General features: G+C 33.7%; 24 protein-coding genes. 19 read left to right on the top strand and 5 right to left on the bottom strand.

Annotation, left to right across the window (positions count from 1 at the left end):
- Window positions 1-120 precede the first annotated feature (120 nt).
- Entirely contained in the window at window positions 121-1,710 is a 1,590-nt protein-coding gene (locus CBF30_RS10700) for an ABC transporter ATP-binding protein (RefSeq protein ID WP_126826579.1), read from the bottom strand.
- A gap of 153 nt (window positions 1,711-1,863) precedes the next feature.
- On the opposite strand from CBF30_RS10700, the gene CBF30_RS10695 reads away from it, so the two are divergent.
- Window positions 1,864-2,670: a helix-turn-helix domain-containing protein gene (locus CBF30_RS10695; RefSeq protein WP_281273622.1), complete on the top strand. Its 807-nt coding sequence runs from the start codon at window positions 1,864-1,866 to the stop codon at window positions 2,668-2,670.
- Window positions 2,671-3,100: 430 nt separating this feature from the next.
- Here CBF30_RS10695 and CBF30_RS10690 read toward each other — a convergent pair whose 3' ends face one another.
- The 3 genes from CBF30_RS10690 to CBF30_RS10680 form a co-directional block, all read right to left on the bottom strand.
- Window positions 3,101-3,895, bottom strand: coding sequence for an AAA family ATPase (locus CBF30_RS10690; RefSeq protein ID WP_126826572.1), 795 nt, complete (start codon window positions 3,893-3,895; stop codon window positions 3,101-3,103).
- A 653-nt stretch (window positions 3,896-4,548) separates the two neighbouring features.
- On the bottom strand, window positions 4,549-5,232 hold the full coding sequence (locus CBF30_RS10685; RefSeq protein WP_126826569.1) for a CTP synthase: 684 nt from the start codon (window positions 5,230-5,232) through the stop codon (window positions 4,549-4,551).
- 194 nt (window positions 5,233-5,426) lie between these two features.
- Window positions 5,427-6,260 (bottom strand): isocitrate lyase/PEP mutase family protein, encoded by an 834-nt coding sequence (locus CBF30_RS10680; protein ID WP_126826566.1) that lies wholly within the window; start codon window positions 6,258-6,260, stop codon window positions 5,427-5,429.
- Window positions 6,261-6,350: 90 nt separating this feature from the next.
- On the opposite strand from CBF30_RS10680, the gene CBF30_RS10675 reads away from it, so the two are divergent.
- On the top strand, window positions 6,351-7,016 hold the full coding sequence (locus CBF30_RS10675; protein WP_170169010.1) for an ArsR/SmtB family transcription factor: 666 nt from the start codon (window positions 6,351-6,353) through the stop codon (window positions 7,014-7,016).
- A 148-nt stretch (window positions 7,017-7,164) separates the two neighbouring features.
- Here the strand turns inward: CBF30_RS10675 and CBF30_RS10670 are convergent, their stop codons facing one another.
- On the bottom strand, window positions 7,165-8,139 hold the full coding sequence (locus CBF30_RS10670; RefSeq protein WP_126826559.1) for a tRNA dihydrouridine synthase: 975 nt from the start codon (window positions 8,137-8,139) through the stop codon (window positions 7,165-7,167).
- Window positions 8,140-8,473: 334 nt separating this feature from the next.
- On the opposite strand from CBF30_RS10670, the gene CBF30_RS10665 reads away from it, so the two are divergent.
- The 17 genes from CBF30_RS10665 (at window position 8,474) to CBF30_RS10585 (ending at window position 16,527) form a co-directional block, all read left to right on the top strand.
- Window positions 8,474-8,755 (top strand): putative quinol monooxygenase, encoded by a 282-nt coding sequence (locus tag CBF30_RS10665; RefSeq protein ID WP_126826555.1) that lies wholly within the window; start codon window positions 8,474-8,476, stop codon window positions 8,753-8,755.
- 385 nt (window positions 8,756-9,140) lie between these two features.
- On the top strand, window positions 9,141-9,536 hold the full coding sequence (locus CBF30_RS10660; protein ID WP_126826552.1) for a hypothetical protein: 396 nt from the start codon (window positions 9,141-9,143) through the stop codon (window positions 9,534-9,536).
- On the top strand, window positions 9,533-9,904 hold the full coding sequence (locus CBF30_RS10655) for a hypothetical protein (RefSeq protein WP_126826549.1): 372 nt from the start codon (window positions 9,533-9,535) through the stop codon (window positions 9,902-9,904). The genes CBF30_RS10660 and CBF30_RS10655 overlap by 4 nt, the downstream gene beginning before the upstream one ends.
- Before the next feature lie 69 nt (window positions 9,905-9,973).
- Entirely contained in the window at window positions 9,974-10,294 is a 321-nt protein-coding gene (locus CBF30_RS10650) for a hypothetical protein (protein ID WP_211340506.1), read from the top strand.
- Window positions 10,291-10,653: a hypothetical protein gene (locus tag CBF30_RS10645; protein ID WP_126826547.1), complete on the top strand. Its 363-nt coding sequence runs from the start codon at window positions 10,291-10,293 to the stop codon at window positions 10,651-10,653. Before CBF30_RS10650 ends, CBF30_RS10645 begins: the two co-directional genes overlap by 4 nt.
- Window positions 10,650-11,045, top strand: coding sequence for a hypothetical protein (locus CBF30_RS10640; protein WP_126826544.1), 396 nt, complete (start codon window positions 10,650-10,652; stop codon window positions 11,043-11,045). The genes CBF30_RS10645 and CBF30_RS10640 overlap by 4 nt, the downstream gene beginning before the upstream one ends.
- Window positions 11,042-11,311: a hypothetical protein gene (locus CBF30_RS10635; RefSeq protein WP_126826541.1), complete on the top strand. Its 270-nt coding sequence runs from the start codon at window positions 11,042-11,044 to the stop codon at window positions 11,309-11,311. The genes CBF30_RS10640 and CBF30_RS10635 overlap by 4 nt, the downstream gene beginning before the upstream one ends.
- A 226-nt stretch (window positions 11,312-11,537) precedes the next feature.
- On the top strand, window positions 11,538-11,933 hold the full coding sequence (locus CBF30_RS10630) for a hypothetical protein (protein ID WP_126826537.1): 396 nt from the start codon (window positions 11,538-11,540) through the stop codon (window positions 11,931-11,933).
- A complete protein-coding gene (locus tag CBF30_RS10625; RefSeq protein ID WP_126826534.1) occupies window positions 11,930-12,256 on the top strand; it encodes a hypothetical protein in 327 nt (108 codons plus the stop codon). Before CBF30_RS10630 ends, CBF30_RS10625 begins: the two co-directional genes overlap by 4 nt.
- 183 nt (window positions 12,257-12,439) lie before the next feature.
- A complete protein-coding gene (locus CBF30_RS10620) occupies window positions 12,440-12,835 on the top strand; it encodes a hypothetical protein (RefSeq protein ID WP_126826530.1) in 396 nt (131 codons plus the stop codon).
- Window positions 12,832-13,182, top strand: a complete 351-nt coding sequence (locus CBF30_RS10615; protein ID WP_126826527.1) for a hypothetical protein — start codon at window positions 12,832-12,834, stop codon at window positions 13,180-13,182. Before CBF30_RS10620 ends, CBF30_RS10615 begins: the two co-directional genes overlap by 4 nt.
- A gap of 161 nt (window positions 13,183-13,343) precedes the next feature.
- On the top strand, window positions 13,344-13,739 hold the full coding sequence (locus tag CBF30_RS10610) for a hypothetical protein (protein ID WP_126826524.1): 396 nt from the start codon (window positions 13,344-13,346) through the stop codon (window positions 13,737-13,739).
- Entirely contained in the window at window positions 13,736-15,016 is a 1,281-nt protein-coding gene (locus CBF30_RS10605) for an alpha/beta hydrolase family protein (RefSeq protein WP_126826521.1), read from the top strand. The genes CBF30_RS10610 and CBF30_RS10605 overlap by 4 nt, the downstream gene beginning before the upstream one ends.
- A 13-nt stretch (window positions 15,017-15,029) precedes the next feature.
- Window positions 15,030-15,335, top strand: a complete 306-nt coding sequence (locus CBF30_RS10600; RefSeq protein ID WP_126826518.1) for a hypothetical protein — start codon at window positions 15,030-15,032, stop codon at window positions 15,333-15,335.
- Between the two features lie 20 nt (window positions 15,336-15,355).
- Window positions 15,356-15,619, top strand: a complete 264-nt coding sequence (locus CBF30_RS10595; protein ID WP_126826515.1) for a hypothetical protein — start codon at window positions 15,356-15,358, stop codon at window positions 15,617-15,619.
- Between the two features lie 258 nt (window positions 15,620-15,877).
- Window positions 15,878-16,201 carry a PTS sugar transporter subunit IIB gene (locus CBF30_RS10590; RefSeq protein WP_126826512.1) on the top strand — a complete coding sequence of 108 codons (324 nt, stop codon included), beginning with the start codon at window positions 15,878-15,880 and terminating at the stop codon, window positions 16,199-16,201.
- Complete coding sequence (locus CBF30_RS10585; protein WP_126826509.1) at window positions 16,198-16,527, top strand: PTS lactose/cellobiose transporter subunit IIA; 330 nt, start codon at window positions 16,198-16,200, stop codon at window positions 16,525-16,527. Before CBF30_RS10590 ends, CBF30_RS10585 begins: the two co-directional genes overlap by 4 nt.
- Window position 16,528 lies beyond the last annotated feature (1 nt).

Here is a 16,528-nt window from a genome sequence, read left to right as displayed (position 1 = left end):
ATGCCAAACTAACGGTGCAAGCCAATAATGAGTATGCTTTTTATGCTGAATATGCAAAAATATAATTAGGGAAATGTTGGATTAAAAAAATAGATAGTCCACGGATTTTTAAATAGTGGGTTACTTTTTTTCTAGTTTTAATATACCATCTAAATGTTGTTTAATCTCTTCACTTATATGATGAGAAATCATGATGACTGTAATATTGGGAATGCTCAAAATAAATTTTTCGATAGATACAGCAGTTTTTACATCTAAACTTGATGTGATTTCGTCTAAAAGTATGATGTTTTTGTTTCTCACAAGACCTCGGGCCAATGCTAATCGTTGTTTTTGTCCTCCAGAAAAATTCCCACCATTTTCTGTAATAACAGTATCTAATTGTTCTGAAAGTTTTTTTAAACCAACAGATTTTAAAACTTTTTTTATTTTTTCGTCTTCTATAGGATCGCCTAAAGAAATATTCTCTCTTACTGTGTTATTAAAAATATAAGGTGTTTGTTCAATGTATGTAATACTTGAAAGTACTTCTTGAGAAGATAAATTTTTGATGTTTAAGCCATTCAACAACACTTTTCCATCAGTAGGTTGTAAGTCCTTTATGATTAAATTTAAAATAGTAGACTTACCTGAACCACTCTCGCCTGATAGTGCGTATTTTTCCCCTAATTCAAATGTATAATTCATATTTTTTATAATAGGTTGCATGTTATCATAACCAAATGTCAGGTTTCTTAATTCAATTCCTTTTTGTATTTTGTTCAACTGACTATTTTTTATTCTAGTTTTTTCTAAAGATATATCTATCTTATCAAACAACGGTTCAACACTTTTGATAATTGCAATATATTGACTAAGATTCCCAACCGTATTAAATACATTAGCAGATAATGAGGCAGTTGTAGCTAGTATGCCTGCAGATAACAGATTCAATAGAACTAAATAACCTGTTAGGCTATACGATATTATTTGACCAATAACATTTCCTAATCCACCAATAATTGCAATTTTTGCTAAAAATTGGGTTTGTTTATTTTTTGTTTGTTCAATTTTTAAAAATTCATGTTTTAATTTTGAACTGAGGTACATTAAATTTTTAAAAATATAAAAAGTCGAAAATCCTGATAATAAGTTTGTGGTCTTAGAAAGAGCTCCTTCATTAGCTTTTGTAATTTCCTTAGTAGATTCGGCCATTTTTTTCTTAAATAATCTAGGTAACTGAATAATAATAACTATTTCTATAATAGTCACTATAAACAATGACCAATGGATATATAACAATGAAATTAGGGCTAATGATAAATTAATTATATTGGAGAGTAGTTCAAAAAAAACAGTAAATCCTTGATCTTCAATTTGATTTATATCGTTACTTAACCATGAAGTATAATCCCCTACCTTACTCTTTTTAAATTCTCTAGGTGAAAAATTTGAAACCTCATCAATTATTTTATCCCTTAAGAATTTTGCCATTTTTTGTGAGGTTTTTCTAGATTGTAGTATTTTAAGGTAAGTAAATAGTAAAAAAAACATGTAAACTACAATTAATTTTGAAATGCTGATTAAAAATGAATGCAAATTGAATTTAATCAATGAATTTAAAATCGAAGCGTTGACAAAGCTGACTATAGTTGTGCTAATCCCAGATCCTAACATGAATAGCAGAGTAATTAGATGTTCTTTCCAAAATATTTTTACGATTTTTCTCATAATGTTCTCCTTTATTAATATATCAAACAATAGATTATTTTATTATTACTTCATTCAGTATAGTTAATACGAATAATAAAATGATATAATGTCATATATTACTAATTGAGCTTGAGAGGATAACCATATAAGGATGTTGGATATTTACTACGAATAGAAAGAATAAAAAAAGGTAAGACACAAAAAGAATTTTGTCACGATATAGTGACAGTTTCCTATTACTCAAAAATAGAAAGAAATTTACATAGTGTTACAGTAGAAGTATTAGTGGAACTATTAGAAAAAAATAATATTGATATAAATTATTTTTTCCAGCAAATCTCAAATGAAAAATCTATCCATTCGGTGGTTTCAGAAATAAGTGATTACTTCTATAAAAATGATACTGATGGACTCCAGAATTTATTAAAAGTAACCAATGTGAATCTAGCGTATAGCAAAACGGACAAAAAACTTTTAGAGTCACTGCTACAATTATTAACTTCAATTCTTTCTAATGATGTACAAAACTTACAAGCTGAAACAAAAAGAGTACTCCAAACACAGTTATTTGAATTATTATCATGGAATTATCAAAAATTATCATTATATAGCCAAATAATAGCATTATACGATATTGATAGTAATTTAATGATGATCAAATCAATATTAGAAAAAGGTATAGACGCCTATTCATTTCAAGAAAAAAAATTTATAATGGTTATATTAGTCAATTTTGTCATAATCTGTTTTAAAAATAATTTAAGCAATGTAGCTTTAAAATATTGTGAAATAATAGAGCAAGAATCTACCAATCCAGAGAACTTTTTTCTGAAAATGATTAATAAATTTTTTTATTTATTAATTTTGAAAAAAAATGGCGAGAAAGTCGAATCTGGTCAATTAGAGAGCATTTTGGACGTTATAAAGATATCTGGCATGGAAAAATATGCGAATCATTTATCCAAATTATTAAATTGAACGTTTTCATGCATTAAAATAATAAGGTTTCGCCAATAATCAGAGATTTATTGAAGAAAAGCGCCATTGTGTATTAGACAGCAATAAGCGATTATTCAAAATCTCAAAAAAGCTTCTTTGATATTTAACTGAATATTTCCAAACCTGATTTAAAGCGTCTCAAGCCACCGTCCAAGTATGTGGACGGTGGCTTTTGTAATTTCAGACAGTTTTTTCCAATGGTAGCTTGAATATTTTTTAGTTGTGAGGGGGATCCTGCGAGATGCGTATTTGTTTATTGGGCGGATAGTCATTTAAAAAAATTTGGGTAATAAAACAATAAAAAAGAACTAGAGTGTGAGATAGTTGTGTTATAGACTTTTGTTCAGTGGCGAGTGCATGAATAACCATTGAGTCAACCGATGAACAAGGATAAGGACAAGGGATGAGTTTACTGGTTGAATGTATAATGCATAAATCGTTTGGGGTCGGCCATAAAGTTTTTCATAAATTCAACATTTTCAATTTCTTCATACGCTATTTGCCTGATTTCATCGGGATTAATCGCATAGATATCCGCATCTGGGTAGGCTGTCAATACGGGAGAATGAGAGGCAATAATAAATTGCGAGCCTTGCTTAATTTGTTCGTCAATCATGTACAACAAGGTTAGTTGATTTTGTGGACTTAGTGGGGTTTCAGGTTCATCTAATAAATACAAACTATTGGGAGACAACCTGCTTTTGAATAGCGACAAAAACGATTGACCATGTGAGAGCTGGTGGAGTTCTTTTGGATAGCTGAGTTTTAGTGCTGTTAAAGAATTTTGATAGGGCTGTCTTTCAAATGCCAGTTTTGGCACTCCTTTTTCATCGAGTAAATCTAATTCATTTTCTAATTCTTTTCGAAGTCGTCTGTTCTTCCTGATAAAGCTGATAAAGTCATCGGCTCGAAAGAAAAACCCTTGCTTGGATTTGATGTCCCAATGGGATTTCAAATATGTTGCTAGTTTGGCAATAGTCTGATACTCGGGATCCTCTTCGTATCGTTCGTTTGTTAGTTGGGGGAGCTGATTTTGAATCGCAATTGCTTGAAGCAGTGTTGATTTTCCGACACCATTATCACCAACAAGAAAAGTGAGCGGCTTTTTAAACGCTAGTTCATCTGTCTGATGGAGCCAGGCTAAATTGAAAGGGTATTCGCCCCTTTTTTCTAAAGGTTTGGCTTTGACTATTTTTTTTAGCATTTATTTTCCTCCTAATTGTGCCAAGGTAATTTTTTAAGAAGTATCTTCTCAATATTATTACCTCAAAACTCTTATATAGCAAGTGTTAACCCCTTTTTTCTCTCCCTTTTTTTAGAGTGCTTTGAGAAAGGTTTTAAGGGGCTTTTTAGCCCATATTTTTCTTTCAACTACAAAAAGTACAGCCGGTTTTGAGCATTCTTTGTGGCGCCTTTTATCAGCTGTAGAGCGTACATTCAAAATGTCGAATGAAACAAGTGAAAAGTCGACTAGATTGAGTTGCTTGCTTTAAAAACACAAAAAGAATCGCGCCCTACAAGGGTTTACGTTAAATTAAAAAGATAGTGTTATATTGTAAGCGGGTTCGACCAGAAACATAGAAGCCAAGAAAATGTTTTGAGACTTACTAATTGGCAAACGGAATAAATAGTGAGAAAGCAAGAGGATGGGAAAAGCGTCATATTTTTTATCAATACTGATGGTGCAGCGTCCAAAAGTATGTTTTAGGAGCGAACTATTTAAATAAAAAATGAGCTGAAGGGGCCTCCAGCAATCGGTTGAAATTCTTAAAGTTTGAAGAGAAATTTCTATGAACTTCTTCTGATATGTCGGAGTTCAACAGGGATGATTTTTTTGTGAATAAGGCTTTCATCTAGCTAGAGTGCGTGGAAAAAAGAGGCAACAATAGGATTTAAGTCATCGTAATCGGCCCAATCCATTGCAGGTTGAAAAAGTGTAATGAGATAAAATCTTTTGTTGGTCAGTTCTAATGCTCGGATTTCATCACAATGCGTGGCTGCAACTTTCCAGTCTGCAGATGCTTTAAAATACGATTGATATAGTGGGTTTAAAGAAAAATTACAGTTGTATCGTGCTTTTATATCGGATGTACCATAAATACTTTTCAAAATTGAGTCTTCTGGTAGATGCAATGCTTGTGCCAGGTTGCCTGAAAGAGAACAAGACAATTTACTAATCACACAATGAGGGGAAAGGGGATCAAGCTCTTCTGTAGTCGCGTCCTGAACGCCACAAGCATTCCTTAAATACTCCATTAAAGAATATTGGAATCCGCTACAATTTGCTAAAAAGGGGCGCGTTTCTCTTTGTCTCATGTGTGAGATTAAAGCAAGGACTGCTTCGTCATTTTGATATGGACCACCAGGAGTGAGCCATACGCCATCAAAAGACTCTATGTGATTCAGGCAGAGCTTGTTTGTAGACAGCCACTCATAGCGGATGTCAAGTTGATTTTTTTGCGCCCATGCAAAACATTTTTCAATATTGGCGTGATTTATTTTTTCTTTACGATCACCGATTAACGCGACTTTTTTTACCAAGTGTATTCCTTCTTTCTGCCTAAATTATCACTAAAAATTTCTATTAACGCCATATTACTATTGAAAAGAATCCGTGTCAAAAAATAGCCATTCGCTTACGACATGGAGTGTGTGAAACTTAAACTATTTGCTTTCAGAAAAGTCTGCATGATATAGAAATGATAATTTTTAACAAATTTCAGCAATAATGCTTCTTAATCTATAAAGAATTGATTGACGGACTCATATGGAAGTGAGTCATCCAATAATGAATCGAAATGCCCTGCTTTTATCTCTTTCATTTGATGGAAAAAATTATGGATACTGTTTCGACTTAATGCGGACCCCAAGCTGACTCTTTTGACGCCAATTTTTTGGAGATTAGGGATATTTTTTAATTCATTATTTAGCAAAATGTTAATAGGTTTTTCAACTTCTTTTAGCAAAACTTCTAATTCATTAAGTGGAATATTTCCCGGAACAAACACACAATCGGCACCCCAAGAAATATAATGATTGGCTCGAGTAATTGTTTCGGCTAATCGTGAAGAGGGTGTGCCTATTTGATTCCAGTATGTATCTATTCTTGCATTAATTAGGAAATCAAGATTCAACTCTTTTTTGAGTGGTGTCAAAGCAGCCAGTTTTTCTTGCATGGAGTGAGACTCAGAAATTTTTTTATCTGGCAGTCCATCTTCTAGGTTTAGCCCCACAGCGCCTGCATAAAGTAATTGTCTCGTGTTTTCCTGTATTTTCTGAGGATTTTCACTATAACCGCGCTCAAAGTCGACAGATAAGGGAATGGTGATCCGACTAGTAATCTGTTGGACACTTGCAATCAACTGCTCAAAAGGGAACGATTCTCCATCTGGATAGCCATTTGCAAAAGCGATGCCTGCACTTGTTGTTGCCAGTGCGTTAAATCCGGATTTTTCAACCGCTCTTGCACCTCCAGCATTCCAAATATTGGGTAGAATGAAAAGCTCTTTTTGTGTGTGCATTGCTTGAAAAGTTGCGGCTCTTTTTTGTTGTTGTGGACTGATTGTCATATTATTCACATCTCCATTCTGTTATAATAAGTCCAAATTATCACAAAAATACTTTGATGACAGTCAAAGTGTAAAAAAAGGATGAAAGCTATGGACGGTGTACCGAATCTTACCGAAACGTTAAAACTTATTAGTGATCCAACTAGAATTGAACTATTAACGGTGTTGTTGGATCATCGTTATTACACGGTGACAGAACTGTCAAAAAAAGGTCATGTTTCTCTTAGTACCACATCCTATCACTTGAAAAAACTAACGGACGCAGGGTGGATTGAGACCTATAAACAGGGGAAAAATGTCTATTACGGTTTAGTGGATGAATCTATTGCGACAATACTTGAGTCGCTAATGAATGTTTCAGCACCCAAAACAATTCAGTCATACAATCAAAAACAAGAATATGTAGAATTAAGCGATGCCCGAACCTGTTATACTCATTTGGCAGGAAAATTTGGTGTAAGCTTGTTTGAATTTTTAATCGAAAATAGTTATGTTGAAAAAAAAGGATACGAGGTTATTGTAACAGATTGTGGTAAGAAATTTTTTGCAGGAATTGGAATGAGACGCACAGAAGGTCTGGTCGGAAAACTTTGTATGGATTGGAGTGAACGGACCTTTCATCTGGCTGGTTCACTAGGAAAAAACATATGCAGCCATTTTTTAGAACAAGGATGGATAGAAAAATCAGAAAAGAATCGTAGCATTCAGGTGACAAATCTTTGCCCGGATTGGGTAGGGCTAATCAGTAAAAAATAAAAAATTTTATAGTATGTACGCTAAAACAAAAGACTTTAAAAAACGTTTTGACTACGCAGAACCCATTGCTTATAGTTGTCGCGCTTACTAAATCGTTTCAGATCTGTAAGTAAAAAAAGGATGTCAATTTTTGATTGACACCCTTTTTTTATTCTTCATTAGGCTCATGCTGATAAAAGTCGCGCAAAATTTCACGGACTTCAGCCGTGGATTTCGTTCCCATCAATTTTACGCGTAAGTCACTAGCTCCAGGAAATCCCTTAACATAAATCTTAAAGAAACGGTGCAAGCCGACGATTGAACGAGGAACAAGCTTGGCGTACTGGTCTTGTAAGTCAAGCTGGAGCGCCAAAAGTCCTAGCAGTTCTTTAGGAGAATGGTCTTTGGCAGCTTTTTCAAAGGCAAAAGGATTTTTAAAAATACCACGCCCAATCATGATTCCGTCAACACCGTATTGTTCAGCCAGTTGCAGGCCTACTTGTCGGTTGGGAATGTCTCCGTTAATCGTGATCAGTGTTTGCGGAGCGATGCGGTCACGAATGGCCGTAATTTGTGGAATCAAATCCCAGTGAGCATCAACCTTGCTCATTTCTTTTCGTGTGCGCAAGTGGACAGAAAGGTTGGCAATATTTTGCCGCAACAAATGTGTAATCCACTCTTCCAATTCTGCTTGCTCTTCGTACCCAATCCGCGTCTTTACACTCACAGGTAATCCACCAGCCTTGGCTGCTTCAATCAATTCCGCTGCCACATCAGGGCGCAAGATTAAGCCACTGCCTTTTCCACGACCTGCTACATTGGGCACAGGACAGCCCATATTAATATCAAGTCCTTTAAAGCCCATTTCGGCTAATCCTAGACTCATCTCTTTAAAAAAGGCAGGATTATCCCCCCATATATGGGCGACGATTGGCTGCTCATCAGCGGTAAAAACTAACCGACCTTGTACGCTTTCTTTTCCATCAGGATGGCAAAAACTGTCAGAATTCGTAAATTCAGTAAAGAAAACATCAGGGGAAGCGGCTTCCTTAATCACGTGACGAAAAACCACATCTGTGACATCTTCCATTGGTGCTAAAATAAAAAAAGGCTTGGGTAACTCTGCCCAAAAATTAGGTATCATTCGATATTCTCCACTCTATAACGTTCAGTTAGACTCTAAAATCCTCTTCATTATACTAAGAAAAGGCAAAAGAATCAAAGAACATGGATAAGCGAGGATGCTAGGAAGACTCACTCTGCTTATTTCCCGCTGTGCTAGAATAAATATAGGACTTGTTCAAAATTTAGTCCTGTGTGAGCGATTTGAATGGCAGCAGAGCATTTTCTTATGTCTTTAAAAATTTTGTTAGTAGTATAATAAATGTTTCCAAATGATTTATTATACTATAATTAATCTTTAACAAAAGCTCCAAGAGGCGAATGATTTTGGTATTAGTATAGAAAGAGGGATAAAAATGATAACACTCAATGTTTACTTAGATGTATTGCCAGAAAAAAAGGAGAGCTATTTGCAGTTTGTAAAAAGTTTGGTACATGCTTCAAAACAAGAGCAAGGCTGTTTGTTTTATGCGCACTATGCAAGTGTTCATGAAGAAAATCAATTTCTGATTGTAGAAAACTGGGCAGATCAAGCGGCGCTCAATCGACATAATAGGACCATGCATTTACAAAAATTTGTGGCAGAAATTCCGCAGTATTTAGCAACAGAATGTACGATAAAAACCAGTGAATCGTGAAAAAATAAACTGAATAATTAAAGCATCTGCCTATTGCGGATGTTTTTTTAGTTGTTTGTGGACAGCGTGGTTTGTAGTTCACTTTTCCAAAACACAAACGATTGCTTAAAAAAGGATTTTATTTTTTGATTTAAAAATCACGGAATTCATCACAGGAGCAAGCTCTGAGTTTTCTTTTAATAGCTCAAAAAAATAAATGGCAGGTAAGAAAACGTATGAAGTATTTGTTTACTTGTTGTTTTTCATATAAAATTAACTAAATAAGATAGGCTTCTTTTTTGAACAGATAAAAATGCGAATGCAAGATGGTTAAGGTTATAAAGTGGTTCTTTCAAAGACTATCGAAAAAATCAGCCACTCAAAATTGGTTAGGAGTAGAGTCAACATGAAGAAGAAAAAATGGATTTGGCTTATTTTAGGGGTAATGATTATATTAGGTTTTATTGGAGGAAAGGTTTATATGGATAAAAGAGAAGGGCAATCGAAGAAAGAGTTAATTGAAGTTGAAAGACAGTCGGTAAAAGCATTGAAAAATACATTTGAGAATATAAAGGAAGTAAATATTCAAAAAATTGGATATAACAGCATGACAGGGTCATATAGAATGTTAGTAACTATGATAAATATAGAAGGAAAATCAGCTATTTTTTCTTATGGTTTTGTGAAAGATAATAGTGAGATAGATACTTATGTATTATCAAATATAGAAGTGCAAAAAGAAGGCAAAACAACTGATAAAATTAAAGTTATTTATTCGAATGGGGAAGAGGGAGAAATTTGAGTATAACGGATAAAAGTTATAACAAATTAAGTGATATTGTGTATTGGTTAGATCCTAACGATAAAAAAAAGTATTCTCCAGACTTAAAAGAAGGTACTATTATTATTGATGTAAATAATAAACTTAAAATATTAAAAATACAAGAAAATTCAAAAACAAACGGCATGCAAGCAATGGCCGTTGTGCCTGTCAATAAAGCTGGCAAAGTCGACATGTCTAAAGTTGTCATCACTTATGCTGGAACCAATTTGGATGACAATAAAGATATTCAAACAAAAATTTTAATAAAAAAACATTTGCTAAAAAATACTAAATTTTTTTTTGCTAGATACTGTCATTATAATATGTTAGGAGTAGAGTCAACATGAAAAAGAAGAAATGGATTTGGCTTATTTTAGGAGTAATTATCATATTAGGTTTTATTGGAGGAAATTTATATGGATAAAAGAGCAGAACATTCCAAGAAAGAGTCAATTGAAGTTGAAAGGCAGTCGGTAAACGCATTGAAAAATACATTTGAGAATATAAAGGAAGTAAAAGTTGAAAAATCTGTTTATGATAAAATAACTGGCTCTTATGGGATGTTTGTTACTATGAAAAATAACAAAAATCAGTCGGTATACTTTACTTACACTTTCTGGAAAAAAACTGGAGAAAACGATGGTATAGGAATAGAAGATAGAGAAATTCAAAAAAAAGGAATAACTCAAGCCAAAATTACTGTAATTTTTTCTAACGGAGATGAGGAGATAATTTGACAACAGATAAACAATATAGACAACTAAGTGATGATATCTATAAAGCAGAAAAACTACATCCTAGATACGATAAAACGCTCAAAGAAGGGGCAATAAAAGAATACGGTGGAGTTAACTACCAAGTCTTAAAAGTTGAAGACAACACCTCTAACGGCATGCAAGCAATGGCCGTTGCGCCTGTCAATAAAGCTGACAAAGTCGATATGTCTAAAGTTGTCATCACTTATGCGGGGACTAATTCGGATGACAATAAAGATATTCAAACAAAAATTTTAATAAAAAAACATTTGCTAAAAAATACTAAATTTTTTTTTGCTAGATACTGTCATTATAATATGTTAGGAGTAGAGTCAACATGAAAAAGAAGAAATGGATTTGGCTTATTTTAGGAGTAATTATCATATTAGGTTTTATTGGAGGAAAGGTTTATATGGATAAAAGAGCAGAACATTCCAAGAAAGAGTCAATTGAAGTTGAAAGGCAGTCGGTAAACGCATTGAAAAATACTTTCGCAGATATTTCAGAGGTGAAAGTAGAAAGAATAGGATTTAACAAAATGACCGGTTCCTATAGTTTAGTAGTAACTATGAAAAATAATAGTAATGACTCTGTTTTATTCGATTATGGATTTATAAAGAATCGTAGAGAACTCGAAGACTACGGTATCGTGAATAGGAAAATCCAAAAGAAAGGAATCACAAAAAATAAAGTCAATGTAATCTACTCTGATAGGACGGAGGAAGAACTTTGACTATTTCTGAAAGAAATTACAAAAATTTGAGTGATAAAGTTTATTGGACTGACTTAAGACATAAAAATTATGCTCCTACAATGGTTGACGATGCTGTACATGATTTTGGCGGGAGCGATTTCGAAATATTGAAAGTCAAAAACAACACCTCTAACGGCATGCAAGCAATGGCTGTTGCCCCTGTCAATAAAGATGGTAAAGTCGATATGTCTGAAGTTATGATTGCTTATGCTGGGACTAATTCGGATGACAATAAAGATATTTAAACAAAAATTTTAATAAAAAAACATTTGCTAAAAAATACTAAATCTTTTGTTTTGCTAGCTACTTATAATATAGAATTATAAATATAATTTTATTAAAGGGTTATATTATGAATGATAGATAAATCTGGTTGTAAAGTCGTTCCAGTCTAAATGTAGCATAAGTGGTTCTTTCAAAAGATTATCGAAAAAAATCATCCACTCAAAATTGGTTAGGAGTAGAGTCAATATGAAAAATAAAAATTGGGTTTGGCCTATTTTAGGAATAGTTGTTCTATTAAGTTGTATTGGAGGAGGAATTTACTTGACTAGAGAAAAAAAGAAAACTACGGATATAATTTCTGTTGAAATGCAATGTGCAAAAGCTTTAAAGAATACTTTTGCAAATGTGAAATCTTTGAAATTCATTGAAAATAAAGGGAAAAATAATAATACAGGTTCTTATATGTTTATTGTTTCTATGGAAAATCAGCAACAACAAACAACAAAATTTAATATTATTTATGTAAAAGGTGAAACCAAATTAGAAAACTATGGAGTGAAAGACGAAATAGTTCAAAAAGAAGGTGTCACAACAACAACAATTACAGTTTCTTATTCGAACGGAAAGAGCGAAAGTTTATGAGTATATCAGACAAGGAATACAATAAACTGAGTGATACAGTATATTGGCTAGATCTTAAACATAAAAAATATGAGCCTGAAATAACAGAAGGTTCAATTCAAAAAATAGATGGGCATAGTTATAAAATATTAAAAATAGAAGATAGCTTTGATAACGGCATGCAAGCAATGGCCGTTGCGCCTGTCAATAAAGCTGGCAAAGTCGATATGTCTAAAGCTGTCATCGCATGTGCTGGAACCAATTCGGATGACAATAAAGATATTCAAACAAAAATTTTAATAAAAAAACATTTGTCAAAAAATACTAAATCTTTTGTTTGCTAGCTACTTATAATATAGTATTATAGAATTATAAATATTATTTTATTAAAGGCAAATATTATGAACTGAAGATGGATCCGGTGTAAAATCGTTCCAGTCTACATTCAGAATAATTGTCTCTTTTAAGTTACTATTGAATAAATGGAGAAAATCATCCACTCACGATTGGTTAGGAGTAGAGTCAACATGAAAAAGAAAAAATGGATTTGGCTTATTATAGGGGTAATTATTATATTAGGTGGTATTGGAGGAAAAGTTTATATGGATAAAAGAGCAGAACATTCGAAAAAAGAGTTAATTGAAGTCGAAAGACAGTCGGTAAAAGCATTGAAAAATACTTTCACAGATATTTCAGAGGTGAGAGTAGAAAGAATAGGATTTAATAAAATGACAGGCTTTTATCGTCTAGTTATTGTAATGACTAACGACAAAGGAAATTCGGTTTTTTTTGATTACGGTTTTATAAAAAATGACAATGAACTTAGTGATTACAGTGTAATAGATCGCGGGGTTCAAGAAAAAGGGATCACGAAAGGTAGTGTGAAAGTAACTTATTCAAATGGGGAAGAGGAAGAAATTTGAGTGTATCAGATAAAAAATATAATAAAATAAGCGAATATGTTTATTGGACTGACCCAAAACATAAAAATTATTCCCCTGCAATGATTGAAGGTGCTGTACATGATTTTGGCGGGAGCGATTTCGAAATATTGAAAGTCAAAAACAACACCTCTAACGGCATGCAAGCAATGGCCGTTACGCCTGTCAATAAAGCTGACAAAGTCGATATGTCTAAAGTTGTCATCGCATATGCGAGGACCAATTCGGATGACAATAAAGATATTCAAACAAAAATTTTAATAAAACAACATTTGCTAAAAAATACTAAAATCTTTTGTTTGCTAGCTACTTATAATATAGTATTATAGAATTATAAATATAATTTTATGAAAAGATAATATTATGAACGATAGATGGATCTGGTTGTAAAATCGTTCCAGTCTAAATTCAGAATAATTGTCTCTTTTAAGCTACTATTGAATAAATGGAGAAAATCATCCACTCACGATTGGTTAGGAGTAGAGTCAACATGAAAAAGAAGAAATGGATTTGGCTTATTTTAGGAGTAATGATTATATTAGGTTTTATTGGAGGAAAGGTTTATATGGATAAAAGAGAAGGGCAATCGAAGAAAGAGTTAATTGAAGTTGAAAGACAGTCGGTAAAAGCATTGAAAAATACATTTGAGAATATAAAGGAAGTAAAAGTTGAAAAATCTGTTTATGATAAAGTGACCGGGTCTTATGGAATTTATGTAGTCATGACCGATACTCAAAATAACTCGTTGAAATTCATGTACAACTTTGAAAAAAAATCTAAACAGGTATACGGGTTTGTAATAAAAGATAAAAGCATACAGAAACGCGGAAAAACTAAAAATAAAACGCATGTTAAATTTTCAAATGGAATAGAGGAAATAATTTGAGTATACCTGATAAAGATCATCGATATTTAAGTGATATTGTGTACACAACAGATCCAAAGCATTCTAAGTATAATCCTGATATAAAACAAAATACCGTTATAGATGCTAAAGGATCCGATTATCGAGTGCTCAAACTGAAAGACAACACCTCTAACGGCATGCAAGCAATGGCCGTTGCGCCTGTCAATAAAGATGGAAAAGTCGATATGTCTAAAGTTGTCATCGCATATGCGGGGACCAATTCGGATGACAATAAAGATATTCAAACAGATATTCAAACAGTTGCTTTGGGCAGTGAGAAACTCACTTTGGACAATAATCCTGTCGGGAGTAGAGCAAGTGATGTTCAAGGAAATGGGAGTGGTTTTGACCCCAAAAAGGTCGTCACCACAGACTCTCAAGCGACGACCGCACTTTTATTTGCGGATGAGATCAAGCGCTTATACCCTCATGCAGAAATTTCAACAACCGGTCATTCGTTAGGAGAGTATTTAGCCTTGTTGGCTGCGGCGGAAAATAAGTGGCGAAATGTTGGGTTTAACGGCGCTGACCCTTATGGAATATTATCCGAAAAAGCCAAAAAATGGGTTAAAAATCATCCAGGGATGTTGACGAATTATCGGAATCGAGGGGATGCTATCCGCTTAAATGGCAACGGAACAGGCGCTGAAATCATGATAAGTCTGGAGATGGGGTTCAAGAATCCGTTAGACTATCATAGTTTGAGCAATTGGAAATTTGATAAAGACGGAAAGCTACTTATTCCAAATAATGACTATAACCAAAAAGCTCTCCTAAAACAATCTCAACATTACTTAATGGGTGCATTTGCCTTGCAGTTAAGCACTCTGTCAGACTTAGAAAAACGACTTACTCAAAGTGGTGGCGGCTTGTCAAGTAATGAAAAAATCTATTTGGATAATCAACTCGCTTTAACGGCGACAAACACTGCAAGAAAATCCTATCAAAGCGCTCTAGCAAAAGTCATTACGACCGCACAAACTGCTATTCAGGCAGCGGAACAAAGGTGGACCAATACTCTAAAAGAAGCAAGGAAGCACATCCAAGAACTATCCGAGAGTGAAATGATGAGTGTTTTAGCAGAGGTTGGTTTCACAAAACAATCGATTATAGTGGATCCAACAGAGTATTTCCAAAGTAAAATTGATCAGGCTAAAGCCATGGATGAAAAATTTGAAAAATTGTCCCAAGAAATCACGAATAAGATTCATGAGTTACTAAAACGAGACCAAGAACTTGCGGAACAACTAAAGTAATTGGAGGAAAAATATGACAGATGAAGACCAATTGACTCAAAATTATACTAAGAAGAGACTTGAGTTAGAACAAGAAGAAGATTCTCTAATTGCTGCCAATCATAGTGGGGAACAGATGATACACGAAACATTTGATTTTATTCAGCGTTTCGCTTACGATTCTTCGACATCATCTGAATATGAAGTAATAGATCGGGCTAAAACGGAACTAAGCCGACTCGAATATGAGTACAATGAAAAGATAGAGGCTGAAAAAAAACAAGTCAGGCAAAGGCAAGATGATGCTGATAGGGAATACAAAAGTGCATGGAGACAATGACAAAAATAAGGAGATAAGCAATGGAGCAAATTGCTAAAAAACTACAAAAAGAGTTGAAAAAAGACTTAGAAAAAGTGGTGGTCAAAGCAATAGGTGAAATAAATATGGTCAGGTCTTATCTAAAAAAGCAAGAAGATAAGAGGAAAATGAACGATGAGATAAAAGAGGCAAAAAATGCATTGAATCTCGCTTCACCTACTTTAGAAAAAGCCGTCAAAGGTCAGTTTGGAAAAAAGTTAACGACAGTATTGGAAAAACAAAAAGAAAACTTGGATCACTTTTAGCTGAACGAAAAGTTAGCATAGATAAAAATAACAATTTCAAAAGAATTAAAAGCGGAAAAAGAAATTTTTTTCGCTTTTAATTCTTTTGAAATCTCTAATTATTGTTTCTAAAGCAAAAAATAGCATAGAGTGTTAATATATAGTATTCAAGACATTTAAAGATTGATTAGGTGTTCCTATATCTAGGAAATAAAAATAAATGTATCCGCTTTCTTTTTTGTTATGTTTATTGTGTACAAAGAGAGGGAGGAAAAGAATATGACCAAAAAAATTTTATTGGTATGTGGTGCGGGTGCATCTTCAGGATTTATGGCTGCTTCGGCTAGGAAAGCGGCTAAAAAGAAAGGATTAAATTATGAGATTAAAGCCCGCAGTGAAGCAGAATTATCCAAAACGTTGTCAGAGTATGATTTATTGCTGATTGCGCCACATTTAAAGTACATGTTGGATGAGGTAAAAGAAATAGGCGCAGGAGCAGGGATTAGTTTTGATGTGATTCCTCAACGAGTGTACGGGGCTTTAGATGGGCAGGGATTGATTGAATTTATTCAAAAAAGGTTGGAAGAGGAGGAAAGCGTATGACAGCTGTAGATAGAGAGGCTCTGAACGTATTATCGATGCAAGTGATTTTGCATGCAGGGAACGCACGTGAACGTGTATTTCAAGCGTTAACACAAGCGTCAAAAGGGAATTTTGAGGCGGCTAAACAGTTTCTCCATGAGGCCAATCAGGAAATTGTATCCGCGCACAACGTTCAAACTAGTACGTTACAAAAAGAAGCAGAAGGAGTGATGATACCGTATTCGGCTTTATTTGGGCATGCCCAAGATACGCTTATGACGGTTATGTCGGAGCTAAATATGGTAAAAGAAATGATCAAACTTTATCAAAAGATTGGAGGGGGTTAAG

The sequence above is a fragment of the Vagococcus entomophilus genome, assembly GCF_003987595.1.
Taxonomy (GTDB): Bacteria; Bacillota; Bacilli; order Lactobacillales; family Vagococcaceae; genus Vagococcus_E; species Vagococcus_E entomophilus.
Note: the sequence above shows the minus strand (reverse complement) of the source record. Positions and strands in the feature narration are given on the sequence as shown.